The organism is Nocardioides sp. NPDC092400, assembly GCF_040684155.1.
In the GTDB taxonomy this organism is placed as follows: Bacteria; Actinomycetota; Actinomycetes; order Propionibacteriales; family Nocardioidaceae; genus Nocardioides.
On sequence record NZ_JBFBFJ010000001.1, the window covers coordinates 1,115,074 to 1,135,590 of the forward strand.

Annotated in this window: 21 protein-coding genes; 17 read left to right on the forward strand and 4 right to left on the reverse strand. The window is 75.1% G+C overall.

The window, feature by feature from the left end:
- The first annotated feature begins 6 nt into the window (after positions 1–6).
- On the forward strand, positions 7–1,254 hold the full coding sequence (locus AB0N29_RS05465; RefSeq protein ID WP_364864737.1) for a CoA transferase: 1,248 nt from the start codon (positions 7–9) through the stop codon (positions 1,252–1,254).
- Positions 1,251–2,156, forward strand: coding sequence for a CoA ester lyase (locus AB0N29_RS05470; protein ID WP_364864739.1), 906 nt, complete (start codon positions 1,251–1,253; stop codon positions 2,154–2,156). The genes AB0N29_RS05465 and AB0N29_RS05470 overlap by 4 nt, the downstream gene beginning before the upstream one ends.
- Here AB0N29_RS05470 and AB0N29_RS05475 read toward each other — a convergent pair.
- A complete protein-coding gene (locus AB0N29_RS05475) occupies positions 2,145–2,906 on the reverse strand; it encodes a DinB family protein (protein WP_302271048.1) in 762 nt (253 codons plus the stop codon). The two genes, AB0N29_RS05470 and AB0N29_RS05475, sit on opposite strands and share 12 nt — an antisense overlap.
- A 72-nt stretch (positions 2,907–2,978) precedes the next feature.
- On the opposite strand from AB0N29_RS05475, the gene AB0N29_RS05480 reads away from it, so the two are divergent.
- The 3 genes from AB0N29_RS05480 to AB0N29_RS05490 all read left to right on the forward strand — a co-directional run bounded on the left by AB0N29_RS05480 (position 2,979) and on the right by AB0N29_RS05490 (position 6,871).
- Positions 2,979–3,668 (forward strand): sugar O-acetyltransferase, encoded by a 690-nt coding sequence (locus tag AB0N29_RS05480; protein WP_364864742.1) that lies wholly within the window; start codon positions 2,979–2,981, stop codon positions 3,666–3,668.
- Positions 3,669–3,720: 52 nt separating this feature from the next.
- Positions 3,721–5,913 (forward strand): RNA polymerase recycling motor ATPase HelR, encoded by a 2,193-nt coding sequence (gene helR, locus AB0N29_RS05485; protein ID WP_364864744.1) that lies wholly within the window; start codon positions 3,721–3,723, stop codon positions 5,911–5,913.
- Between the two features lie 88 nt (positions 5,914–6,001).
- Positions 6,002–6,871: a formate/nitrite transporter family protein gene (locus tag AB0N29_RS05490; protein WP_302271053.1), complete on the forward strand. Its 870-nt coding sequence runs from the start codon at positions 6,002–6,004 to the stop codon at positions 6,869–6,871.
- Between the two features lie 34 nt (positions 6,872–6,905).
- Here the strand turns inward: AB0N29_RS05490 and AB0N29_RS05495 are convergent, their stop codons facing one another.
- The gene (locus tag AB0N29_RS05495; protein ID WP_302271054.1) at positions 6,906–8,546 is read right to left on the reverse strand and encodes an ATP-binding protein; all 1,641 of its coding nucleotides are present in this window, start codon (positions 8,544–8,546) and stop codon (positions 6,906–6,908) included.
- Positions 8,547–8,739: 193 nt separating this feature from the next.
- On the opposite strand from AB0N29_RS05495, the gene AB0N29_RS05500 reads away from it, so the two are divergent.
- From AB0N29_RS05500 to AB0N29_RS05535, 8 genes are all read left to right on the forward strand, one after another.
- Positions 8,740–9,033 (forward strand): DUF4193 family protein, encoded by a 294-nt coding sequence (locus AB0N29_RS05500; protein WP_302271055.1) that lies wholly within the window; start codon positions 8,740–8,742, stop codon positions 9,031–9,033.
- Between the two features lie 73 nt (positions 9,034–9,106).
- Complete coding sequence (locus tag AB0N29_RS05505; protein ID WP_302271056.1) at positions 9,107–9,448, forward strand: DUF2200 domain-containing protein; 342 nt, start codon at positions 9,107–9,109, stop codon at positions 9,446–9,448.
- A gap of 68 nt (positions 9,449–9,516) precedes the next feature.
- A complete protein-coding gene (locus AB0N29_RS05510; RefSeq protein WP_302271058.1) occupies positions 9,517–10,056 on the forward strand; it encodes a DUF1269 domain-containing protein in 540 nt (179 codons plus the stop codon).
- 50 nt (positions 10,057–10,106) lie between these two features.
- Positions 10,107–10,670, forward strand: coding sequence for a GrpB family protein (locus tag AB0N29_RS05515; RefSeq protein ID WP_364864749.1), 564 nt, complete (start codon positions 10,107–10,109; stop codon positions 10,668–10,670).
- A 56-nt stretch (positions 10,671–10,726) separates the two neighbouring features.
- Entirely contained in the window at positions 10,727–11,887 is a 1,161-nt protein-coding gene (locus AB0N29_RS05520; protein ID WP_364864751.1) for a hypothetical protein, read from the forward strand.
- A 184-nt stretch (positions 11,888–12,071) separates the two neighbouring features.
- Positions 12,072–13,019: a MetQ/NlpA family ABC transporter substrate-binding protein gene (locus tag AB0N29_RS05525; RefSeq protein ID WP_364864754.1), complete on the forward strand. Its 948-nt coding sequence runs from the start codon at positions 12,072–12,074 to the stop codon at positions 13,017–13,019.
- Between the two features lie 4 nt (positions 13,020–13,023).
- Entirely contained in the window at positions 13,024–14,148 is a 1,125-nt protein-coding gene (locus AB0N29_RS05530; RefSeq protein WP_364864757.1) for a methionine ABC transporter ATP-binding protein, read from the forward strand.
- The gene (locus tag AB0N29_RS05535) at positions 14,148–14,807 is read left to right on the forward strand and encodes a methionine ABC transporter permease (RefSeq protein ID WP_302271067.1); all 660 of its coding nucleotides are present in this window, start codon (positions 14,148–14,150) and stop codon (positions 14,805–14,807) included. Before AB0N29_RS05530 ends, AB0N29_RS05535 begins: the two co-directional genes overlap by 1 nt.
- Positions 14,808–14,851: 44 nt before the next feature.
- On the opposite strand, the gene AB0N29_RS05540 is transcribed toward AB0N29_RS05535, so the two are convergent.
- Entirely contained in the window at positions 14,852–15,424 is a 573-nt protein-coding gene (locus AB0N29_RS05540) for a DinB family protein (RefSeq protein WP_364864761.1), read from the reverse strand.
- Between the two features lie 95 nt (positions 15,425–15,519).
- Here AB0N29_RS05540 and AB0N29_RS05545 point away from each other — a divergent pair, with 95 nt between their 5' ends.
- From AB0N29_RS05545 to AB0N29_RS05555, 3 genes are read left to right on the forward strand one after another with little or no spacing between them, the layout of a single operon-like run.
- Complete coding sequence (locus AB0N29_RS05545; protein WP_364864762.1) at positions 15,520–16,617, forward strand: hypothetical protein; 1,098 nt, start codon at positions 15,520–15,522, stop codon at positions 16,615–16,617.
- A gap of 11 nt (positions 16,618–16,628) precedes the next feature.
- Entirely contained in the window at positions 16,629–17,522 is an 894-nt protein-coding gene (locus AB0N29_RS05550) for an ABC transporter ATP-binding protein (protein ID WP_302271072.1), read from the forward strand.
- Entirely contained in the window at positions 17,519–18,340 is an 822-nt protein-coding gene (locus AB0N29_RS05555) for an ABC transporter permease (RefSeq protein ID WP_302271073.1), read from the forward strand. The genes AB0N29_RS05550 and AB0N29_RS05555 overlap by 4 nt, the downstream gene beginning before the upstream one ends.
- On the opposite strand, the gene AB0N29_RS05560 is transcribed toward AB0N29_RS05555, so the two are convergent.
- Entirely contained in the window at positions 18,330–19,133 is an 804-nt protein-coding gene (locus AB0N29_RS05560; protein WP_364864765.1) for an alpha/beta fold hydrolase, read from the reverse strand. The two genes, AB0N29_RS05555 and AB0N29_RS05560, sit on opposite strands and share 11 nt — an antisense overlap.
- Before the next feature lie 148 nt (positions 19,134–19,281).
- On the opposite strand from AB0N29_RS05560, the gene AB0N29_RS05565 reads away from it, so the two are divergent.
- The gene (locus AB0N29_RS05565) at positions 19,282–20,511 is read left to right on the forward strand and encodes a hypothetical protein (RefSeq protein ID WP_364864768.1); all 1,230 of its coding nucleotides are present in this window, start codon (positions 19,282–19,284) and stop codon (positions 20,509–20,511) included.
- The last annotated feature ends 6 nt before the right edge of the window (positions 20,512–20,517 follow it).

The following is a 20,517-nucleotide window of genomic DNA, read 5'->3' on the forward strand; positions in this document are numbered from 1 at the left end:
CGCTGCATGACCACGCCCGACCAGGCCCCGCTGCACGGGCTGCGGGTCCTCGACCTGTCCACGATGATCGCGGCCCCCCTGACGGCCACCCTGCTCGCCGACTACGGCGCGGACGTGGTCAAGGTCGAGATGCCCGGTCCCGGCGACCACGTCCGCCGCTTCGGCGCCCAGAAGGACGGGCAGGGGCTGTACTGGAAGGCCCTGAGCCGGGGGAAGCGGAGCGTCTCCCTCGACCTGCGCCGGCCCGAGGGCAAGGAGCTGCTCCGGCGCTGGATCGGCCAGTTCGACGTGCTGGTCGAGAACTTCCGCCCGGGCACCCTCGAGCGCTGGGACCTCGCGCCCGACGACCTGCGGGCGATCAACCCCCGGCTCGTCGTCCTGCGGGTCACCGCCTACGGGCAGGACGGGCCGTACTCCACCCAGCCCGGCTTCGGGACGCTCGCCGAGGCGCTGGCGGGGCTGGCCTCGGTCTCGGGCTTCCCGGACCGTCCGCCGCTGCTGCCGGCCTACCCGCTCGCCGACATCATGGCGGGCAACCTCGGGGCCACCTCGGTGCTCGCCGCCCTGCAGCGGCGCGCCACCACCGGCACCGGCGACGTCATCGACCTCGCGATCTACGAGGCGGCGCTGAAGCTGGTCGAGATCAACATCCTCGAGTACCAGCAGCTCGGCAGCGAGCACGGCCGCACCGGCAACCGCTACGGCCCGGCCGCGCCCCGCGGCAGCTACCAGTGCCGCGACGGGCTGTGGGTGGCCCTCTCGGGGAGCACCCAGGCGATGGCGGTCAACGTGCTGCGCACCATCGGCGGCGAGGAGCTGGTCGCCGACCCGCGGTTCACCACGAACGCCGAGCGCCGAGAGCACGTCGAGGCCCTCGACGCGCTGATCTCGGCGTGGTGCGGCGAGCGGGACCGGCCCACCGCGCTGGCCGAGCTCACCGCCGGGGGCTGCGCGGTCGGCCCGCTCGAGTCGGTCGCCACAATGATGGACAACCCCCAGGTCGTGCACCGGACCTCGATCGCGACCGTCGAGGACCCCGACCTGGGTCCGCTGGCGATGACCGGGGTCTACCCCCGCTTCCAGGAGGCGGCGCCGCGGATCGGGCGCCCGGGTCCCGCGGAGGTCGGCCAGGACACCGACGAGGTGCTCGCCCAGGACCTCGGCCTGGACCGCGAGGAGCTCGCCCGGCTGCGCGAGGCGGGCGTCACCGACGGACCCGCCGGTGCCGCGGCGGACATGCCGGGTGCCCCGTGAGCGCCGGGAACGCCCGGAGCCGCGAGGCGGCCTTCGCGCGGCGCACGCAGCTGTTCCTGCCGGCCGACCGACCGGAGCGGGCGGCGAAGGCCGCCACCTCGGGCGCGGACGCCGTGCTGGTGGACCTCGAGGACAGCCTGCCGCCCGACGGCCGCCCGGCCGCCCGCGCGGGACTCGCGGGGCTGGTCGCCGCCGTGCGGGCCGCCCGGCCGGTGCCGGTGCTGGTCCGGGTCAACTCCGACGACCTCGCCGTCGACGTGGAGGCCGCCGTGCTGGCGGCCGCCGACGGCGTGCTGGTCCCCAAGGTCGAGTCGGCCGCCACCGTCCACGAGGTCGAGGACCTCCTCGACGACGCCGAGCGCCGGCACGGGCTGCCGGCCGGGTCGCTCGAGGTGCAGCTGCTGGTCGAGACCCCGCGGGGGCTGCTCGCGGCCGCCGACATCGCCGCGGCCGGCGCGCGGACGGTCGCGATGGTCCTCGGCGTCGAGGACCTCGCCGCCGAGCTCGACGTCGACCCCACGTCGCCGTACGCCGACCTGCGCTGGGCCCACGCGACGGTCCTGTGCGCCGCGCGGGCGCACGGGCTGGCGCCGTACGGCCTGCTGGGCAGCCTCACGAACTTCCGGGACCTGCCTGCCCTGGCCGAGGACGCCCGGCGCTCCCGCGGCTTCGGCTACCTCGGGGCGCTGTGCATCCACCCGGCGCAGGTCGAGGTGCTGGCCGAGGCGTTCGGGCCCACCGCCGAGGAGGTCGCCCACGCCGAGGCCGTCGTCGCCGCGATGGAGCAGGCCGAGCGGGAGGGTCACGCCGCGGCGCAGCTCGACGGCCGGATGGTCGACACCCCGGTCGCCGTCCGCGCCCGCCGGCTGCTCGCCCGGGCGCACCGGCCCTCAGCGGGCTGAGCGGCCCGCCTCGACGGCGTCGAGGTCGCGGAGGGCGAACCGCAGGTGCGACCACTCCTCGCCGAGGATGACGTGGAGGCACGAGCGGGTCGTGGCCAGGCGGCCGGGGTCCCACGGGCTCGGGTGGGTCTCCTCGAGCTCCGGCTCGGTGACGGCGGCGAGGAAGTCGCGGACCATCGCCACCCGTCCGGCCCGCGCCGCCAGGACCTCCTCCCAGGTCGGCGTGCCGGAGGCGAAGACCGACGTGTCGTAGCCGTCCAGGGCGTACTCCGCGTGCGGCTGACCCAGCGGGTGGTAGGGCTGCTCGAGCTCGCGGATCCCGCGGCCGAGCCAGGTGTCGGTGGCCATCACCAGGTGTCGCAGGGTCTGGGAGAAGGACCACTCGCCGTCGACCGAGACGTCGACGGTCCCCGCAGGCATCGCGGCGGCCCGGTCGACCGCGACCGCCCACGCGGCCTCGACCGCCGCCCAGGCGGCGCGCAGGCCGGCCGGGTCGGCGGCCCGGCGGTCGGCGCGGCCCGGGAAGCGGCGGTCCAGCTCGGCCTCGACCAGCGGGACGACGTCGACCCCGTTGACGAGCAGCACGGCGTCGTCGTCGGCGAGCCAGGGGGCGTCCAGGTCGGCACCCTGGAGGTCGACCGAGCGCATGACCGCACCGGAGAGGTCGGCGCGCACGAAGCGTGCGCCCCGGAGGTCGGCGTCGACGAACGACGGGGTCCCGGTCTGGTCGGCTCCGGTGCTTGCGGACACGGGACCGACCTTCCCACGGCGTCCCGCCCGCGGGAAGGGCTCACCGGGCCGGTGCTGCGTACGCTCGCCGCCATGAGCGACGAGCGCCCGGACGACACCCGCACGATGCGCGAGCGCATGCTCGCCGGCGACCTCTACATCGCCGACGACCCCGACATCGAGGAGGAGAGCGCCGCCGCGCGGGACCTGATGGCGGCCTACAACGCGACGACGGCGCGGCAGAAGCCGCTGCGCCGGGCCATCCTCGAGCAGCTGCTCGGCTCGGTCGGTGAGGGGACCGAGCTGCGCCAGCCGGTGTACGTCGACTTCGGCACCAACATCTCGATCGGCGCCCGCTGCTTCGCGAACTTCGGCCTGGTGGCGCTCGACGTCGCGCCGATCACCATCGGCGACGACGTGCAGATCGGCCCGAACGTCCAGCTGCTCACCCCGACCCATCCGGTCGAGCCGGGGCCGCGCCGCGACAAGTGGGAGGCCGCCGAGCCGATCACCATCGGCGACAACGTCTGGCTCGGCGGCGGCGCGATCGTGCTGCCGGGCGTGACGATCGGCGCGAACACCGTGGTCGGTGCCGGGTCGGTCGTCACCAAGGACCTGCCGGCGGACGTCGTCGCGGTCGGCAACCCCGCCCGGGTGGTCAAGCACCTCACCGACGACTGGTCCGGGCCTGGTCCGGGCCGGTCCGGGCCCGGTCGGGTCCTGCGCAGCGGCTCCGGACGCACGAACGGCGAGGGGGAACCCCTCGCCATGTCCAAGGTATAGCGCAGCAGGGGGCTTGCGGCAAGGCCCCCGACCGGCCCCAGAATCGCCCGCCGTGACCAGGGACGAGACAGCTCAGCAGACGACGGGACCGGTCGGCGGGAGGTCGGTCTTCGCGCTCGACGAGCGGCTCGCGGCCAAGGCCGACCCGCGGCTCGTCGCGGCCGACGAGGCGCACTTCGCTGCGATCGCGCGCACGCTGGAGGAGACGCTGGCCGACCTCGGCGACCGGCTCGACGCGGCACGCCGCGGGACCGACCGGCACGGGCAGGCGGCGCTCGACCGCGACCAGGAGGTGCACCGGCTGGCCGCGCGGGCCAGGACCCTGCGCCGCTACGGCCTCGACGTGTGCCTCGGGCGGATGGTGCCCGCGGTGGGGGAGCCGGTCCACGTGGGCCGGCTGGGCCTGACCGACCGCACGGGCCGGCGGCTGCTCGTCGACTGGCGCTCACCGGCCGCGGAGCCGTTCTTCGGCGCGACCCACGCCGATCCGATGGGGCTGGTCAGCCGGCGGCGCTACCGCTGGAGCCAGGGGCGGGTCACCGACTACTGGGACGAGGTGTTCACGCCCGAGGGGCTCGAGGGCCACGCCGCGCTGGACGACCAGTCGGCGTTCCTCGCCAGCCTCGGCGGCAGCCGGGACGGCCGGATGCGCGACGTGCTCAGCACCCTCCAGGCCGACCAGGACGCGATCGTCCGGGCCGGCTCCCGCGGGGTGCTGGTCGTGGACGGCGGGCCCGGGACCGGCAAGACGGTCGTGGCGCTGCACCGCACGGCGTACCTGCTCCACGCCGACCCGCGGCTCGGGCACCGGCGCGGCGGCGTGCTCTTCGTGGGTCCGCACGCGCCGTACCTCTCCTACGTCGCCGACGTGCTGCCGAGCCTCGGCGAGGAGGGCGTGCTGACCTGCACGCTGCGCGACCTCGTCCCCGAGGCGGCGACGGCTCCCGAGGAGCCCGACCCGGAGGTGGCACGGCTCAAGGGGTGCGCCGCGATGGTGCACGCGATCGAGCCTGCGGTGGCGCTGTACGAGGAGCCGCCGAGCGAGGGCCTCGAGGTCGCGACGCCGTGGTCCGACGTCTGGCTCAGCGCGGAGGAGTGGGCGGAGGCCTTCGCCTCGCCCGACCCGGGCACACCCCACAACGAGGCGCGCGACCAGGTGTGGGACGAGCTGCTCGACCTGCTGGTCGAGAAGCACGGCCTCGACGAGGACGACCCGGAGGTGGACCCCGACGACGTGCGCCGCGCCCTCGAGCGGGACCGGGACCTGCGCACGGCCTTCGACCGGGCGTGGCCGCTGGTCGACGCCGAGGACCTCGTCGGCGACCTGTGGACGGTGCCGGCCTACCTCCGCCGGTGCGCACCGTGGTTGACCGCCGAGCAGGTGCGCGCCCTCCGCCGCGACGACTCGCAGGCCTGGACCGCCGCGGACCTGCCGCTCATCGACGCCGCCCGGCACCGGCTCGGCGATCCCGAGGCGTCCCGCCGGCGGCGTCGGGCGGGCGCGGCGGCGGCAGCAGAGCGGGCGCGGATGGACGAGGTCGTGGACCACCTCGTCTCCGTCGACGACTCCGAGATGTCGGTGATGTCGATGCTCCGGGGGGACGACCTCCGGGCCTCGCTGGCTCCGGAGCAGCCGGGCCGCGCGGACGCCGAGCGGCTCGCCGGTCCCTTCGCGCACGTCGTCGTCGACGAGGCCCAGGAGCTCACCGACGCGGAGTGGCACATGCTGCTGCGGCGCTGCCCGTCCCGCAGCATGACCGTCGTCGGGGACCGGGCCCAGGCGAGGCACGGGTTCCCCGGCTCCTGGGCCGAGCGGCTGGCCGGCGTCGGCCTCGAGCACGTGCGCGTCGCGTCCCTGGGCACGAACTACCGGACGCCGGTGGAGGTGATGTCCGCGGCCGAGCCGGTGATCCGAGCGGCCCTGCCGGACGCCAACGTGCCGACCTCGGTGCGCAGCACCGGCCGGCCGGTGCGGCACGGATCCCCGGACGACGTCGACGCCGTGCTGGACGCGTGGCTGGCGGAGGACACCACCGGCACGGCCTGCGTCGTCTCGGCCGCGGGGGAGGGCCGCGACCGGGACCGCGTCCGGTGGCTGACCCCGCAGCTGGCGAAGGGCCTGGAGTTCGACCTGGTCGTCCTCCTCGAGCCCGAGTCGTACGGCGCGGGCGTCACCGGCGCCGTCGACACCTACGTCGCGATGACGCGCGCGACCCAGGAGCTCGTGGTCCTCGCACGCAGGTGAGCCGCGGTCGGGGCATCCCGGCGGCGCTGACGGGTACCGCCTCCGCGAGGGGCCCGCCCTCGGACCAGCGTCGTCGGAAGGTGCACCCATGCCGGATCGCGAACCGCAGGAGACCGCGGCGGTCGCCGCAGCCGCTGGCGTGAAGAAGGTGCGCCGGTCCTGGGACCGGGTGCTCGTGAGCTCCTTCCTCGCCGGCGCCTACATCGCCTTCGGCGGCATGGTCGCCATCGCGGTGTCCTCGGGCCTGGACCCCGCCACCTGGGGGACGCTGCCCACGCTCTTCACCGGTGCGGCGTTCACCCTCGGGCTGATCCTCGTCGTGATCGCCGGGTCGGACCTCGCGACCGGCAACATGATGCTGGTCCCGCTCGGGGCCCTGCGCGGCAAGCTCGGCGTCGGCGACGTGGCCCGCAACCTCACCCTGGTGCTGCTCGGCAACCTGCTCGGTGCGCTGTTCGTGGCGTTCTTCCTCGCCGTGCAGAGCGGCGTCATCGGCAGCTCGTCGGCCGAGGCCGGGAGCGCGGCGGCGATGACCTTCGACCGCCTCGCGGACATCGCGCACGGCAAGGCCACCGACCACACGGCGTGGGAGACCTTCCTCCGGGCGGTCGGGTGCAACTGGCTGGTCTGCCTCGCGGTGTGGATGTCGCTGGCCGCCACCACGATCTCGGGCAAGATCCTCGCGATCTTCTTCCCGATCATGGCGTTCGTCGCGATGGGCTTCGACCACGTCGTCGCCAACATGTTCTTCCTGCCCGCCGCGGTGTTCGCCGGGGTCCCGGACCTCGGCTGGGGCGACGTCCTGCTGAACTGGGTGCTGGCCGGCGTCGGCAACCTGGTCGGCGCGGTGGTCTTCGTGTCGACCTCCTACTGGTACCTCTTCCTCAAGGACGCGCCCGAGGAGGCGGCCGACACCTCCCGCGTCACCGGGGGCAGCGAGCCGGCCGAGCGGGGGTAGCCACGGGCCGGGTCGTCGCGTGGGGCGTCGCGGGTCAGGACCGCCCCGGGAGGCTGACGGTCACCGTGGTGCCGCGGCCGGGCTCAGAGTCCAGCCGGACCGAGCCGCCGTGCGCCCGGGTCAGCTGGCGGACGAGGGCGAGGCCGAGCCCCGAGCCCTGGATCGCCCGCTGCTGCACCTCGTGCGCACGGAAGAAGGGCTCGAAGACCCGCCCCTGGTCGGCACCGTCGATCCCGATGCCGGTGTCGGCGACGGCGACCTCGACCGCCTCGCCGGCACGCCGGACGAGCAGCGTCACCGAGCCGCCGTCGGGGGTGTACTTCACGGCGTTCGTGAGCAGGTTGACGACCACGCGCCCGATCTCCACGGAGTCACCGCGGACCAGCGCCGGGGTGCTCGGCACCTCCAGCCGGACGTCCAGCGTCCGGCCGACGAAGTGCGGACCCATCGTGTCCCACGCCTGGCGGGCCACCTCGCCGACGTCGACGGTGGACCACACGGGCGCCTGCTCGTCGGCCTCGGCCTGGGACAGGGTCAGCAGGTCCTCGATCAGCCGGAGCAGGCGCTCCCCGTTCCGGGTGACCCGCTCGAGGAGCCGCGCCTGGTGCGGGTCGAGCGGGCCCGCGGCTCCCTCGGCGAGCATCTCGGCGTACCCCAGGATGCTGGTCACGGGCGTCCGCAGCTCGTGGCTGGCGGTCGCGATGAACTCGGTGCGCGCGCGGTCGAGGGTCTTCATCTGCTCCACGACCGCCTCCTGCTTGCGCACGGACTCCAGCAGCAGCTTCTCGGCGCGGTGCCGCGCGCTCACGTCGTCGCAGACCAACGTCGAGCCGTACGCCGCTCCGCTCTCGTCGCGGAGCGTCGTGCGGCGCACCGTCACCACCCGCTGCTCGCCGGCGGCGTCGGTGAGCAGCCAGTCCTCCGCGCCGTCCGGGGTGCCCCGGCCGCTGACCGGGTGCCACGAGCGGGTCAGGTCCTCGAGGTGCTCGAGGGCCATGACCTGCTCGGGGTCCAGCCCCAGCAGGCGGGCCGCGCCGTGGCTCACGAAGGTGATGACCCCGTCGACGTCGGCCTGGATGATGGCCGTGCTCGCGGCGGAGTCCATCGCGCCCATCAGGCGCTGCTGCAGCCGCTCGGCCACGGCCCGCTTGACCCGCTGCGCCACGTCGGTCTCCAGGATGCCGGCGAGGTCGGCCAGGGTCGTGACGTCGGCCTCGCTCCACTCCCGCGGCTCGGAGGCGGCCAGGCACAGGGTGCCGATGACCGTCCCGTCCGGGTGCCGGACGGGGTGCCCGGCGTACGCGACCACGCCGTTCTCGACGACCGCCGGGTGCGTCGCCAGGACCGGGTGCTGCCGGGCGTCGTCCACGACCAGCGGGACCTCGTTGGTGACGACGTACTGGCAGAACGACTGCGCCAGCGGCGTCTCCGTCCTCCCCGCGAGCCGGGCCGGGAGCCCGTGCGCGCTGGCGAAGACCTGCCTGGTCGGTTCGACGACCGTCACCAGGGCCGCCGGCGCGCTGGTGCTCCGCACGGCGAGGCGGGTGAGCCGGTCGAGGCGGGCGTCGCCGTGCGCGACCGACAGGCCGGACTCCTCGATCGCCCTGGCCCGGGACGCGCTGGCGAGGTGGTCGGCCGAGGCGTCGAAGGAGAACAGCCGGTGGGAGCGGGGCATGGCAGGTCACTGTCTACGGGGGAGGGGATGCTGGGAGCGCTCCCATTGCAGCAGTCCGCCGGGGCGGGCGTGGCGGATCGGCCGATGAGCGGACGTGACCTAGGACTCGGCCGGTCGACCTTGGTGCGGAGCCCCGGTAGGCATTGACCTTGATCGACCGCTACCATTCCGCGCCCCCTACCGGAAGGACCCCATGGCGACCGACTACGACGCTTCCCGCAAGACCGAGGAGGAGCAGAAGGAGGAGAGCCTCGAGGCGCGACGCCTCGCCGCGATCGACGCGAAGGGCAGCTCCGGCAAGGTCGACGAGGACGAGGCCGAGGCGGCCGAGTCCTTCGAGCTTCCCGGCGCGGACCTCTCGCACGAGGAGCTGAGCATCGAGGTCACCCCCAAGCAGGACAACGAGTTCACCTGCCAGCGCTGCTTCCTCGTCCAGCACGTCTCGATGCGGGTCGCCGGCACCGACGAGTGCCGGGACTGCGCCTGACCCAGTCGGTGGACGGCGCCCTGAGCGGCGCCGTCACCGGCTCGCCGGCGCCGGCTGCGACTACCGTCGGGGCATGCACCGGATCTTCACCACGAGTGTCGCCTCCGTGTACCCGCACTACGTGGCGAAGGTGGAGCGGAAGGGCCGCAGCGAGGCCGAGCTGCGCGAGGTGGTCCGGTGGCTGACCGGCTTCGACGACGCTGAGCTCCAGGCGCACCTGGACGAGGGGACGACGTTCGAGGACTTCTTCGCCGCGGCCCGGCTCCACCCGGCGGCCTCCTCGATCACGGGCACGGTCTGCGGGGTGCGCGTCGAGGACGTCCCCGACCCGCTGATGCAGCGCATCCGCTACCTGGACAAGCTCGTCGACGAGCTGGCCAGGGGCCGCCCGATGGCCAAGGTCCTGCGGGGGTAGGCGCGTCCCCGACGTGGGTACCGGTCCGTCCACCCCACCTCCCGAGGTGGGGCCGGAGGTGCACTCGGATGATCTCGGACACTGCCTGGAAGGACCGGCCGACGCTCTCGGTGTGGGTCTACGACTCGCCGAGGGGCGCGGCCGCCGGCCAGACGCGGCTCACCAGGCTCAGCCAGCGGGGTGCGGTCGCGGTCGTCGACGCGGTGACCGTGACGTGGGTCGGCGGGGCCCACCGCCCGCGCATCGGGTTCCCGCACGCCGGGCCGCTCGGCGGCCTCACCGGCCTGGACCGGCGGCCGCTCGGCGTGCTGCTCGGGCGCCTGCTCTTCCCGCAGGCCGACGACGCGGACGGCCCCGCCGCGCTGGCCCAGGTCCTGGGGCCCACCGGGGTCGACGAGCAGTTCCTGCGCCAGGTGCGCGACGCGCTCGTCCCCGACACCTCGGCGCTGCTGGTGCTCTCCCGCCGGGCCGCACTCGACGACGTCCGGGAGGTGATGGAGCGCGGCGTGGCACGTGGCGACGTACGGCTCCTCCACGCCGTGCTGACCGCCGACGCGCTGCCGGTGGTCGAGGCCCTCGCGCGCCCGGACGGCTCCTGGCGCGCCTGAGCGCCGCTGCGGCGACGCGCGTCGCGCGCCCGTCTGGGACAGTGCTCGCCGTGACTGGACAGCGCGGCTCCCGACGCCCCGACGTGACGACGGTGGAGCTGGTGGGCGGCGTCGAGAAGCGCGCGCTCGTCCTGGTCGACCACGACCCGCGGTGGCGGGAGGCGTACGCCGACCAAGAGCGACGCATCCGCGCGGCGCTCGGCCCGGCCGCGGTGCAGGTCGAGCACATCGGCTCGACGGCGGTGCCGGGGCTCGCCGCGAAGCCGATCATCGACGTCCTGGTGACCGTCGAGGACGTCACCGCCGAGGAGGACTACCTCGACCAGCTCCTGGGCGCGGGCTACGTGCTCCGCGTCCGCGAGCCGGGCCACCGCCTGGTCCGGACCCCGGACCGCGACGTCCACGTCCACGTGTGGGAGGTCGGCTGCGAGGCCGCCGAGGACTACCTGCTCCTCCGCGACCGCCTGCGCACGGACCCGGCGGACCGCGAGCTCTACGAGCGCACCAAGCGCGCCCTGGTCGCTCGGGACTGGCCGGACATGAACGCCTACGCCGACGCGAAGAGCGAGGTCGTCGCCGCGATCAAGGACCGCGCCCGGTGGTCGCAGACCTGAGCGCTCCCGGGCGTGGGTACAGGACCCCGCCCGTACCCGCCCGTCCAGGAGGACCCGTGCACCGACCTGCTCGACTCGCCGCCGGAGCCGTCGCCCTGGCGGTGGCCCTGCCCCTCACGTCGGCCCCGCCGGCCGCCTCCCGCGAGCGCCCGGCCGAGGGACCGCGCACGCTGCGGGTCGGCCCGGACCGCGCGCTCGCGACGCCCAGCGCCGCCGCGGCCGTGGCCCGGGACGGCGACACCGTCCTGATCGACGCCGGCACGTACGTCGGCGACGTGGCCGTCTGGACCCAGGACGACCTGGTCCTGCGCGCCGTCGGCGGCCGCGCCCACCTCCGCGCCGACGGACGCAGCGCCCAGGGCAAGGCCATCTGGGTGGTCGCGGGGGACCGCACGACGGTCGACCGCATCGAGCTCAGCGGCGCCACCGTGCCCGACGGGAACGGCGCGGGCATCCGCCAGGAGGGCGAGGACCTCCGGGTCACCCGCAGCTGGTTCCACCACAACGAGAACGGCATCCTGACCGGTGCCGCCGCGGGCAGCGACATCGTCATCGAGCGCTCGCGCTTCTTCCGCAACGGGAAGGGCGACGGCTACACCCACAACCTGTACGTCGGGGCGGTCCGCTCGCTCACCGTCACCGGCAGCCACCTCTGGGGCGCCGACGTGGGGCACGAGCTGAAGTCGCGAGCCGCGCGCAACACGATCACCGGCAACCGGATCTCCGACCGGGACGGCACGGTGAGCTACTCCATCGACCTGCCCAACGGCGGCCGCTCGCTCGTCGCCGGCAACGTGGTCGTCCAGGGGCCCCGCTCGGAGAACCCCGCGCTGGTGTCGTACGGCGCGGAGGGGCTGACCGGGTCGCGCGAGCTGTGGGTCGTCAACAACACCTTCGTCAACCGCCGCGACTCCGGCACGTTCGTCGCCCTGGCCGCGGGCAGCGAGGCGCGCCTCCGCAACAACCTCATGGTCGGTCCCGGCGACCTCACCAGCGGCGCCCCGGCCCGGGCACGCGCGAACCGCCGGGTCGGCCTCGGCGGCTTCGTCGCCCCGGCGAAGGACGACTTCCGGCTGCGCGCCTCCTCGCCCGCCGTGGACCGCGGCGTGCGGGTGCCGCGGGCGTGGCGCGCGCGCTGGCAGTACGTCCACCCCGCCGGCCGGGAGCGTCGCCCGGTCGTCGGCCGGGTCGACCTGGGGGCGTACGAGCGCCGCTGACCGCTCGCGGAGCAGGACCGGGTGCGGGTGTGACGCAAGTGACGTGCTCGAGGGCGCCGGGCCCGGAATGTTCACGGCGGGAAACGACCTGAACCGGTGACCGGTCCCGGACCACGTCGGCGACCGGTCCGTCCCTGAGAGCCGCCACCCGGCGGCGTCCCCCTCGTCGAGGAAGAACCTGCACGTGTCGAACACACCCCCGCCCGGATCCACCCCCCTCGTCGACGCGCCGCGTCGCCCCCGCTGGCCCCTCCTGCTGGCCGCGCTCGTCGCGATCGCCGTCGTCGTCGGCCTCGTCGTCGCACTCACCGGCGGGGACGAGGACTCCGCCACCGAGCAGCGCAGCGTGCGCCTCGGTGTCGTCGGCGCGAGCGACCCCTACTGGGCCGACTTCCAGGACGCGGCAGCCGACGAGGGCATCGACGTCGAGATCGTCGACTTCTCCGACTACAACCAGCCCAACCCGGCTGTCTCCGAGGGCGAGCTGGACATGAACCAGTTCCAGCACATCGTCTTCCTCGCCGACTACAACGTCGCCGCCGACGACGACCTGCAGCCGATCGGCGCCACCGCGATCTACCCGCTGGGCCTGCACTCCAAGCAGTACGACTCCGTCGAGGAGATCCCCGACGGCGCCACCGTCGCGGTCCCCAACGACGCGAGCAACCAGGCCCGCGCGCTCGTGCTGCTGCAGTCGGCCGGGCTCATCGAGCTGACCTCGGGCGGCACGATCTTCTCCGACCTCGCCGACGTGGACGAGGACGCCTCGCGCGTGGAGGTCAAGGCGCTCGACGCCGCGCTGACCGCGACCTCCCTGGACGACCTCGCCGGTGCGGTCGTCAACAACGACTTCGTCGAGCGCGCCGGTCTCGACTTCGACGACGCGCTCGCCCAGGACGACCCGAACGACCCGAAGGCGCTGCCCTACGCCAACATCTTCGCGGTCCGCGCCGACGACCTCGACGACCCGACGTACCGCGAGCTCGTCGAGATCTACCAGGACACCAAGGCCGTGCAGGACGGCGTCGTCGACGTCTCCGGCGGTACGGCGGTCATGCTCGACACCCCGGTGGAGGAGCTGCAGGCCTCCCTGGACGAGGTCGAGGCCGACACCCGCGCCGAGCAGGACTGACCCCGTGCCCACCACCCCGAGTACCGGCACCGGCACCGGCACCGGCACCGGCACGGGCGCGGTGACCGGCCCGCGCGCCGGGGACCCGCTCATCCGCCTCGCCGACGTGAGCCGGGTCTTCCCGGCCCGCTCGCGCGGCGGCACGGCGGTGACCGCGCTGGACCACGTCGACCTCGACGTGCACAGCGGCGAGGTGCTCGGGGTGGTGGGCTACTCCGGTGCCGGGAAGTCCACGCTGCTGCGGCTGGTCAACGCCCTCGACCGGCCGACGAGCGGCACGGTGACGGTCGCCGGCCGGGAGGTCAGCGGCCTCTCGGAGCGGGCGCTGCGCGACGTGCGCCGCGACATCGGGATGATCTTCCAGCAGTTCAACCTGTTCGGCTCCCGGACGGTCTGGGGCAACATCGCCTACCCGCTGACGGTGGCGGGCGTCCCCAAGGACCAGCACCGCGCCCGCATCTCCGAGCTGCTGCACTTCGTGGGCCTCGCCGACAAGGCGCACGCCCACGTCGAGCAGCTCTCGGGCGGGCAGAAGCAGCGGGTCGGCATCGCCCGCGCGCTCGCCACCGACCCCCGCATCCTGCTCGCCGACGAGCCGACCAGCGCGCTGGACCCGCAGACGACCAGCGAGGTCCTCGCCCTGCTGCGCCGGGTCAACGAGGAGCTCGGCGTCACCGTCGTGCTGATCACCCACGAGATGGAGGTCGTCCGCTCCCTGGCGCACCGGGTGGCGGTCATGGAGGCGGGCCGCGTCGTCGAGCTCGGCGACACCTACGACGTCTTCTCCGCCCCGCAGCACCCGGCGACGCAGCGCTTCGTCAGCACGCTGGTCGAGAAGGGGCCGGAGCCGCGCGCGCTCGACCGGCTCCGCGACCGCCACCCGGGCCGGATGGTCACCCTGTCCTTCCGCGACGGCGACGCCTCGCCGGCCGACGTCTTCGCGGCGTTCATCGAGCGCGGGGTGACCTTCGAGCTCGTCCACGGCGGCGTCGAGGACGTCCGCGGCCGGACCTTCGGCCACCTGACCTTCGCCCTCACCGGTGACGAGGCCGCCGTCGTGGACGCCGTGGCGCACGTCGCCACGCTGGTCGAGCTCACCACCCCCGAGCCCCGGACGGAGACCTCCTGATGGACCGCCTGATCGAGCTCGACTCCCTGCTGTGGGAGGCGACCCGCGAGACGCTCTACATCGTCGCGATCACCCTCGGTATCGGCGGCCTCGGCGGCCTCCTGCTCGGGGTGCTCCTCTACACGACGCGCCCCGGGGGCATCGCCCCCAACCGGGTGCTCAACGTGGCGCTCAACCTGGTCGTGAACTTCTTCCGGCCGATCCCGTTCGTCATCTTCATCGCCGCGGCGCAGCCGGCCGCGCGGCTCGTGGTGGGGACCGGCATCGGCAACCCGGCGATCATCTTCGCGCTGTCGGTCGCGGCGTCGTTCGGCATCAGCCGGATCGTCGAGCAGAACCTCGTCTCGGTGGACCCCGGCGTCCTGGAGGCGTCCCGGGCGATGGGCGCGGGGCGGCTGCGCACCACGCTGACCGTGCTGCTGCCCGAGGCGCTCGGGCCGCTCGTCCTGGGCTACACCTTCGTCCTGGTGGCGATCGTCGACATGTCGGCGGTCGCCGGCGTGGTGGGCGGGGGAGGGCTCGGTGCCTTCGCGCTGACCTACGGCTACCGGCAGTTCGACCCGGTCGTCACCTGGGCCGCGGTCCTGATCATCATCGCGCTGGTCCAGCTCTGCCAGTTCGCCGGCAACCGGCTGGCCCGGGTCGTCATGCGCCGCTGAGGCGGCCGCTCGCCGGTACTGGCCAGGACTGGCCGGCACGCGCCCTACGCGCCGGTCCTGCCGTCGATCCCCTCGCGCAGCAGGTCGGCGTGGCCGCAGTGCTGGGCGTACTCGGCGATCATCCGGAGCACCAGCCAGCGCAGGTCGACCACCTCGTCCCAGTCCAGGGGACGCGCGGTGTCGTCGAGGTCGTGGGCGTCGACGACCTGGCGCGAGACGGCGCACTCGGCCCGCCAGACCTCCAGGTCGGCCCGGAGGTCGGCGCCGGGAGGCGGCTCGAAGTCCTCGGACCCGACGTGGAGCAGCGGCACGTCGCGGCGCTCGAAGTTCTGCTGGAACCACCACCGCTCCACACCGGCGAGGTGCCGGACCAGGCCGTGGAGCGACATCGAGGACGGCGGCGCCGACCGCGACCGCGCCTGCTCCGGCGTGACGCCCCGGCACTTCATCTCGATCGTCGCCCGGTAGTGCTCGAGGTACGCCGTGAGCGCCTCGCGCTCAGGGGCGACCCGCGGGATGCGGGGGCGGTCGTCGTCGGCCCACCGCGGGGAGAAGTCCTCCTCGGCCAGGCCCGACTCCGGCCGGACCGGCTCGCCGGTCGGCAGGTGCTCGTCCATGCGTGCACCTTCCCGCCGGGCGACCCCGGTTGTCCACGGCCGTCCCGGACGGTTCGCCCGGCCACCCTCGGGGGGCGCGACGTACGGTCGGCGGTGTGACCCCACGACGGCGCTGGAGCATCGTCGCCGCGTCGGCGGTGCTGCTCGCCGTGGCGCCCCTGGCACCGCGTGCGCTCCCCGCGTCCGAGAGCGGGGTCGACGCCGGCACCCTGCTGGGGCGGGTGCAGGACTCGGCCGACGAGGGCTGGTCGGGGTACGTCGAGACGGCCGGGACGCTGCAGCTCCCCGAGGCCGACCGGTTCGACGACGTCGGCGCCCTCGTCGGGGAGCCGGCCCGGATGCGGGCATGGTGGGCCGACCGCGACCGCTGGCGGGTCGACCGGCTCCTGGTCGCCGGCGAGGTGGACCTGGTGCACGCCGACGGGCGGACGACCACCTTCGACTACGAGCGGGCCCGGGCGACCGTCGGCACCGACCCCGACATCCGGCTCCCGCGCAGCGCCGACCTGGTCCCGCCCGAGCTGGCCCGCCGCCTGCTCGCCGGGGTCGACGCAGCCGACGTCACCCGGATCGGGGCGCGCCGGGTGGCCGGCACCAGCGCGGCCGGGCTGCGCGTCGAGCCGGCCTCGGAGCTCTCCAGCGTCGACCACGTCGACCTGTGGGCCGAGCCGCGGACCGGCGTGGCGCTGCGGGTCGAGGTGCACGACACCGCACGCGGGGGCCCGGCGTTCACCACCGGCTTCGCGGACTTCTCCGGCGGGCCGCCCGACGAGGCCGAGGTGTCCTTCCGGCCGACCCCGGGCGTCGAGGTGCGCACCGAGGACGTGCTCGACATCGCCGACGCCGCGAACCAGTACGCCCCTCTGCGGCCGCCCGCCGAGGTCGCCGGCCTGGCGCGGAGCGGGGCGAGCGACGGCGCTGTCGGGGTGTACGGCGAGGGGCTGACCCGCCTGATCGCCATCCCACTGCGCGACTCCGAGGCCGACGCGCTGCGCGAGCAGCTCGTCGTCACCCCGGGTGCGGTCCGCACGCCGACCCACACCGCCGCGGCGCTCGGGCCGCTCTCGGTGCACCTCACCGGTGGCGAGGGGGACGGCGGGTGGCTGCTGGCGGGCACGGTGACGCCGGCCGGGCTGCAGCAGGCGGCCGACGACCTGGTGGCCGGCACCGTCTACGTGGGGGAGGACCGGTGAGCGGGGTGGCCGTGATCAGGACCGAGGGGCTGACCAAGCAGTACGGCGCGCTCCGGGCGGTCGACGGGATCGACCTCGAGGTCGGGGAGGGCGAGGTCTACGGCTTCCTCGGCGCCAACGGGTCGGGCAAGACGACGACCGTCCGGATGCTGCTCGGGCTGGTGCTGGCCACGTCGGGGCGGATGGAGGTGCTCGGCTCCGCGATGCCGGCGGGGTGGCGGCAGGTGCTGCCGCAGGTGGGCGCCATGGTCGAGGGCCCGGCGGCGTACCCCCACCTGTCCGGGCGCCGCAACCTCGCGCTGTTCGACGCGATGTGGCGCGACGGCCGGCGCTCCAGCCGTCGCGCCCGCGTGGACGAGACCCTCGAGCTGGTCGGCCTCGCCGGCGTGGACCGTCCGGTGCGGGCCTACTCGCTCGGCATGCGCCAGCGCCTCGGGCTCGCCGGCGCGCTGCTGCGCAGGCCGCGCCTGCTGGTGCTCGACGAGCCCACCAACGGTCTGGACCCGCAGGGCATCCACGAGATCCGCGAGCTGCTGCTGGGGCTGAACGCCCAGGGCACGACGATCTTCCTCTCCTCCCACCTGCTCGCCGAGATCGAGGCGATGTGCACCCGGGTGGGCGTCCTGGACCGCGGCCGGCTCGTGCTCCAGGACCGGCTCGCGACGCTCCGCGGCCCCACGGGGCGGGTCGAGGTGCACACCGCGGACGTCGAGGCGGCGCGCCGCGTCCTGGACGGCCACGTCGACGAGCACGACGCCGCCCGGCTGCTCGTCCGCACCACCGACGCCGCCGAGCTCAACCGGCGCCTGGTCAGTGCCGGGGTGCCGGTGAGCGCGCTCGTCCCCGAGCGGCGCCGCCTCGAGGACGTGGTCCTCGCCGCGACCACCGCCGGCGGCCGGCAGTGATCCGCGTCGAGCTGGCCAAGCTGCTGCGCAACCGCCGCACCTGGGTGACCATCGCGCTGATCGACGCGCTCCCCAGCCTGGTGGCCGTGCTGCTGGCGGTCACCGACCTCGGGCCGCGCCCCGGCAGCGGCCCCGCGTTCCTCTCGGCCGTGCTCACCGACGGCACGCTGTTCCCGCTCGCCGCGCTCGCGATCGTCCTGCCGCTGTTCCTGCCGATCGCCGTGGCGATCACGGCGGGGGAGGCCATCGCCGGCGAGGCGCAGCAGGGGACGCTGCGCTACATGCTCGTCCGGCCGGTGGGGCGGACCCGCCTGCTCGTCGCCAAGCTCGTGGCGGTGATGGCCTTCGTGGTGCTGACCATGCTGGTCGTGACGGTCACGGCGTACCTGCTCGGCGTGCTGCTGCTCGGGGACGGCTCCGTCGCCGCCGCCGGCCCGGCCACCAGCGTCTCCGGCTCGGGGCTGTCGACCCCCGAGCTGGTGGGCCGCACGCTCATGGCCCTGGGCTACGCCGTGCTGTGCATGCTCGGCGTCGCGGCGATCGCGCTGTTCCTCTCGACGGTGACCGAGTCCCCGCTCGGTGCCGCGCTCGGCACCCTGGCGGTGCTGATCGCCTCGACCCTGCTGCTGAGCCTGGACGCGGCGGACGCGTTCGCCTCCTACCTGCCGACCCGCTACTGGCTGGCGTTCGTCGACCTCTTCCGCGACCCCATCCTGTGGCGCGACGTGGTCCGTGGTGTCCTGCTGCAGCTCGCCTACGTGGTCGTCTTCCTGGGGGCCGGGTGGGCGAACTTCATGACCAAGGACGTCACGGACTGACCCGGCGGCACAGCGACGCGTCGGGCAGGCGGGGCGCAGCGACGCCGAGCTGCTGCTCGACCATCGCGACCACCTCCGGGGCGCGGGGCACGTCGGCGTGGGAGACGGTGAGGTCGGGGCAGACCGCCTGGACGGAGAAGGTGAGCGCGCCCTCGAGCGTGCCCGAGGTCGGCGGCACCACCGTCGCGTCGTCCTCGGTCCACAGCGCGACCCATGACGGCCCGTCCGGCGTCTCGTCGCCCGCCCCCAGCCGGCGCAGGAGCTCGGAGCCCGGATCGAGCTGGCGGCAGGCGGCGGGGCAGGCCCGGTCCCCGAGCGTCGAGGCCAGCGCCGCCAGGTCGGTGCCGTGGTGCGGGGAGGCCAGCGTCACCGCGCGGCGGACCGTGGACCGGCCCCCGAGCTCGGCGACGTAGTAGCGGACGACGACCCCGCCGGCGGAGTAGCCGACCAGGTCCACCGAGGGGGCGCCGGTGCGCTCGATCGTCTCCTCGACGACCTCGGCCAGGTGGGCGGCCTGGTCGCGGAGGTCGTCGGTGCCGGACCCGACCGGTGCGACCACCCGGGCGTCCCGGCCGCCCGCGACGAGGTCCTCGGCGAGGACCTCCAGCGCGGACGTCGACCCGCCGTACCCCGGCACCAGCAGCACTGGTCCCGGACGGTCCTGCGGGGCGGGCCCGGCCTCGTCCTCGCCGCCCACCACCGCGACGACGACCGCCGTCGCGACCACGACCAGGGCCAGGACCAGCAGGGCGGTGAAGAACCGCCGTCGTGCCGGAGCCAGCGAGCGCCACATGGCCCCAGTGTGCGGGTGGGCCCGCAGGGCGGTGGTCCGGCGCGCTCCCGGTGACCGGTCGGCGGCCGCCAGGAGGCGCCCACGCGTCCCTACTGTGCGTTGCGTCACGCCGCGCCCTCCCGTGCGGCACCCGATCCCAGGAGCCCCCATGCGCCTTCTCCGTCGTCCCGCGGTCCGCGCGGCCGCCCTCGTCCTCGGCGTCGCGCCGGTCGCCGTCGGCACGCTCGCCGCCACCGGTGCGTCGTACGCCGCCCCCGCGCCGGAGGCGGCCCGCACGGCTCCGCAGCCCTCGAGCACCGAGCTGCCGCGCGGCTCGCTGCTGACCCACCGGCCGCTGCGGACGGCCGCGGCGCTGCCCAGCGCGCGCCGGACCGAGCTCGTGACGTACATGTCGAAGGGGGTCGGCGGCCAGCGCGTCGTCGTCTCCGGGACGGTGGCGCTGCCGACGACCAGGCCGCCGGCCGGCGGGTGGCCGGTGCTGTCCTGGGCGCACGGCACGACCGGCACCGCGGACGAGTGCGCGCCGTCGGCGGACCGGGTCGGCGGCCCCGCCCACGACTACCTCGGCCGCGTCGACGAGACGCTCGACCGCTGGGTCGACCGCGGCTACGTCGTGGTGCAGACCGACTACGAGGGCCTCGGCACCCCGGGGGACCACCCCTACATCAACGGCGCGAGCGCCCGGCGCTCCGTCGAGGACATCGTCCGCGCCGCGCGCCGGCTCGACCGTCGCGTCGGGCGCGACTACGTCGCCGCCGGCCACAGCCAGGGCGGCCACGCGGCGCTCTTCACCGGCGGCTCGCCGGGCAAGCGCACGGACATCCGCCTGCGGGGCGTCGTGGCGATCGCCCCGGGCGGTGTCGGGCTGAGCCAGACCGCGCCGTACATCCAGAGCAACCAGCCGGGCGCGGACCGAGCCCTCGGGTTCCTGCCGCCGCTGCTGCTGGGCGCCGAGGCCGGAGACCCGACGATCGACGCCTCCGCCTGGGTCACCGCGGAGGGCGAGCGGCTGCTCGCCGCCGGTCGGACCGGCTGCCTCGGCGACATCCGGGAGGTGGCCGCCGGCATCAAGGCCGTCGACGTGTTCCGTCCCGACGTCGACCTGTCCGCGCTGGGCCGCTACCTGCGCCGCCAGGAGCTCCCCGGCCCGCGGCTGCGCGTCCCCACGATGATCGCCCAGGGCACCGCCGACACCGCCGTCGGCAAGCCCGGGGTCGACCAGCTCGTGTCGAGCCTGTGCGGGGCCGGCGCCGACGTGACCTACCGCGTCTACGAGGGTGCCGACCACCGGGCCGCCGTCGAGACGTCGTACGCCGACGCCGCCGCGTTCGCGCGGACCGTCCTCAAGGGCGGGAAGCCCGCCGGCACCTGCGACTGAGGACGT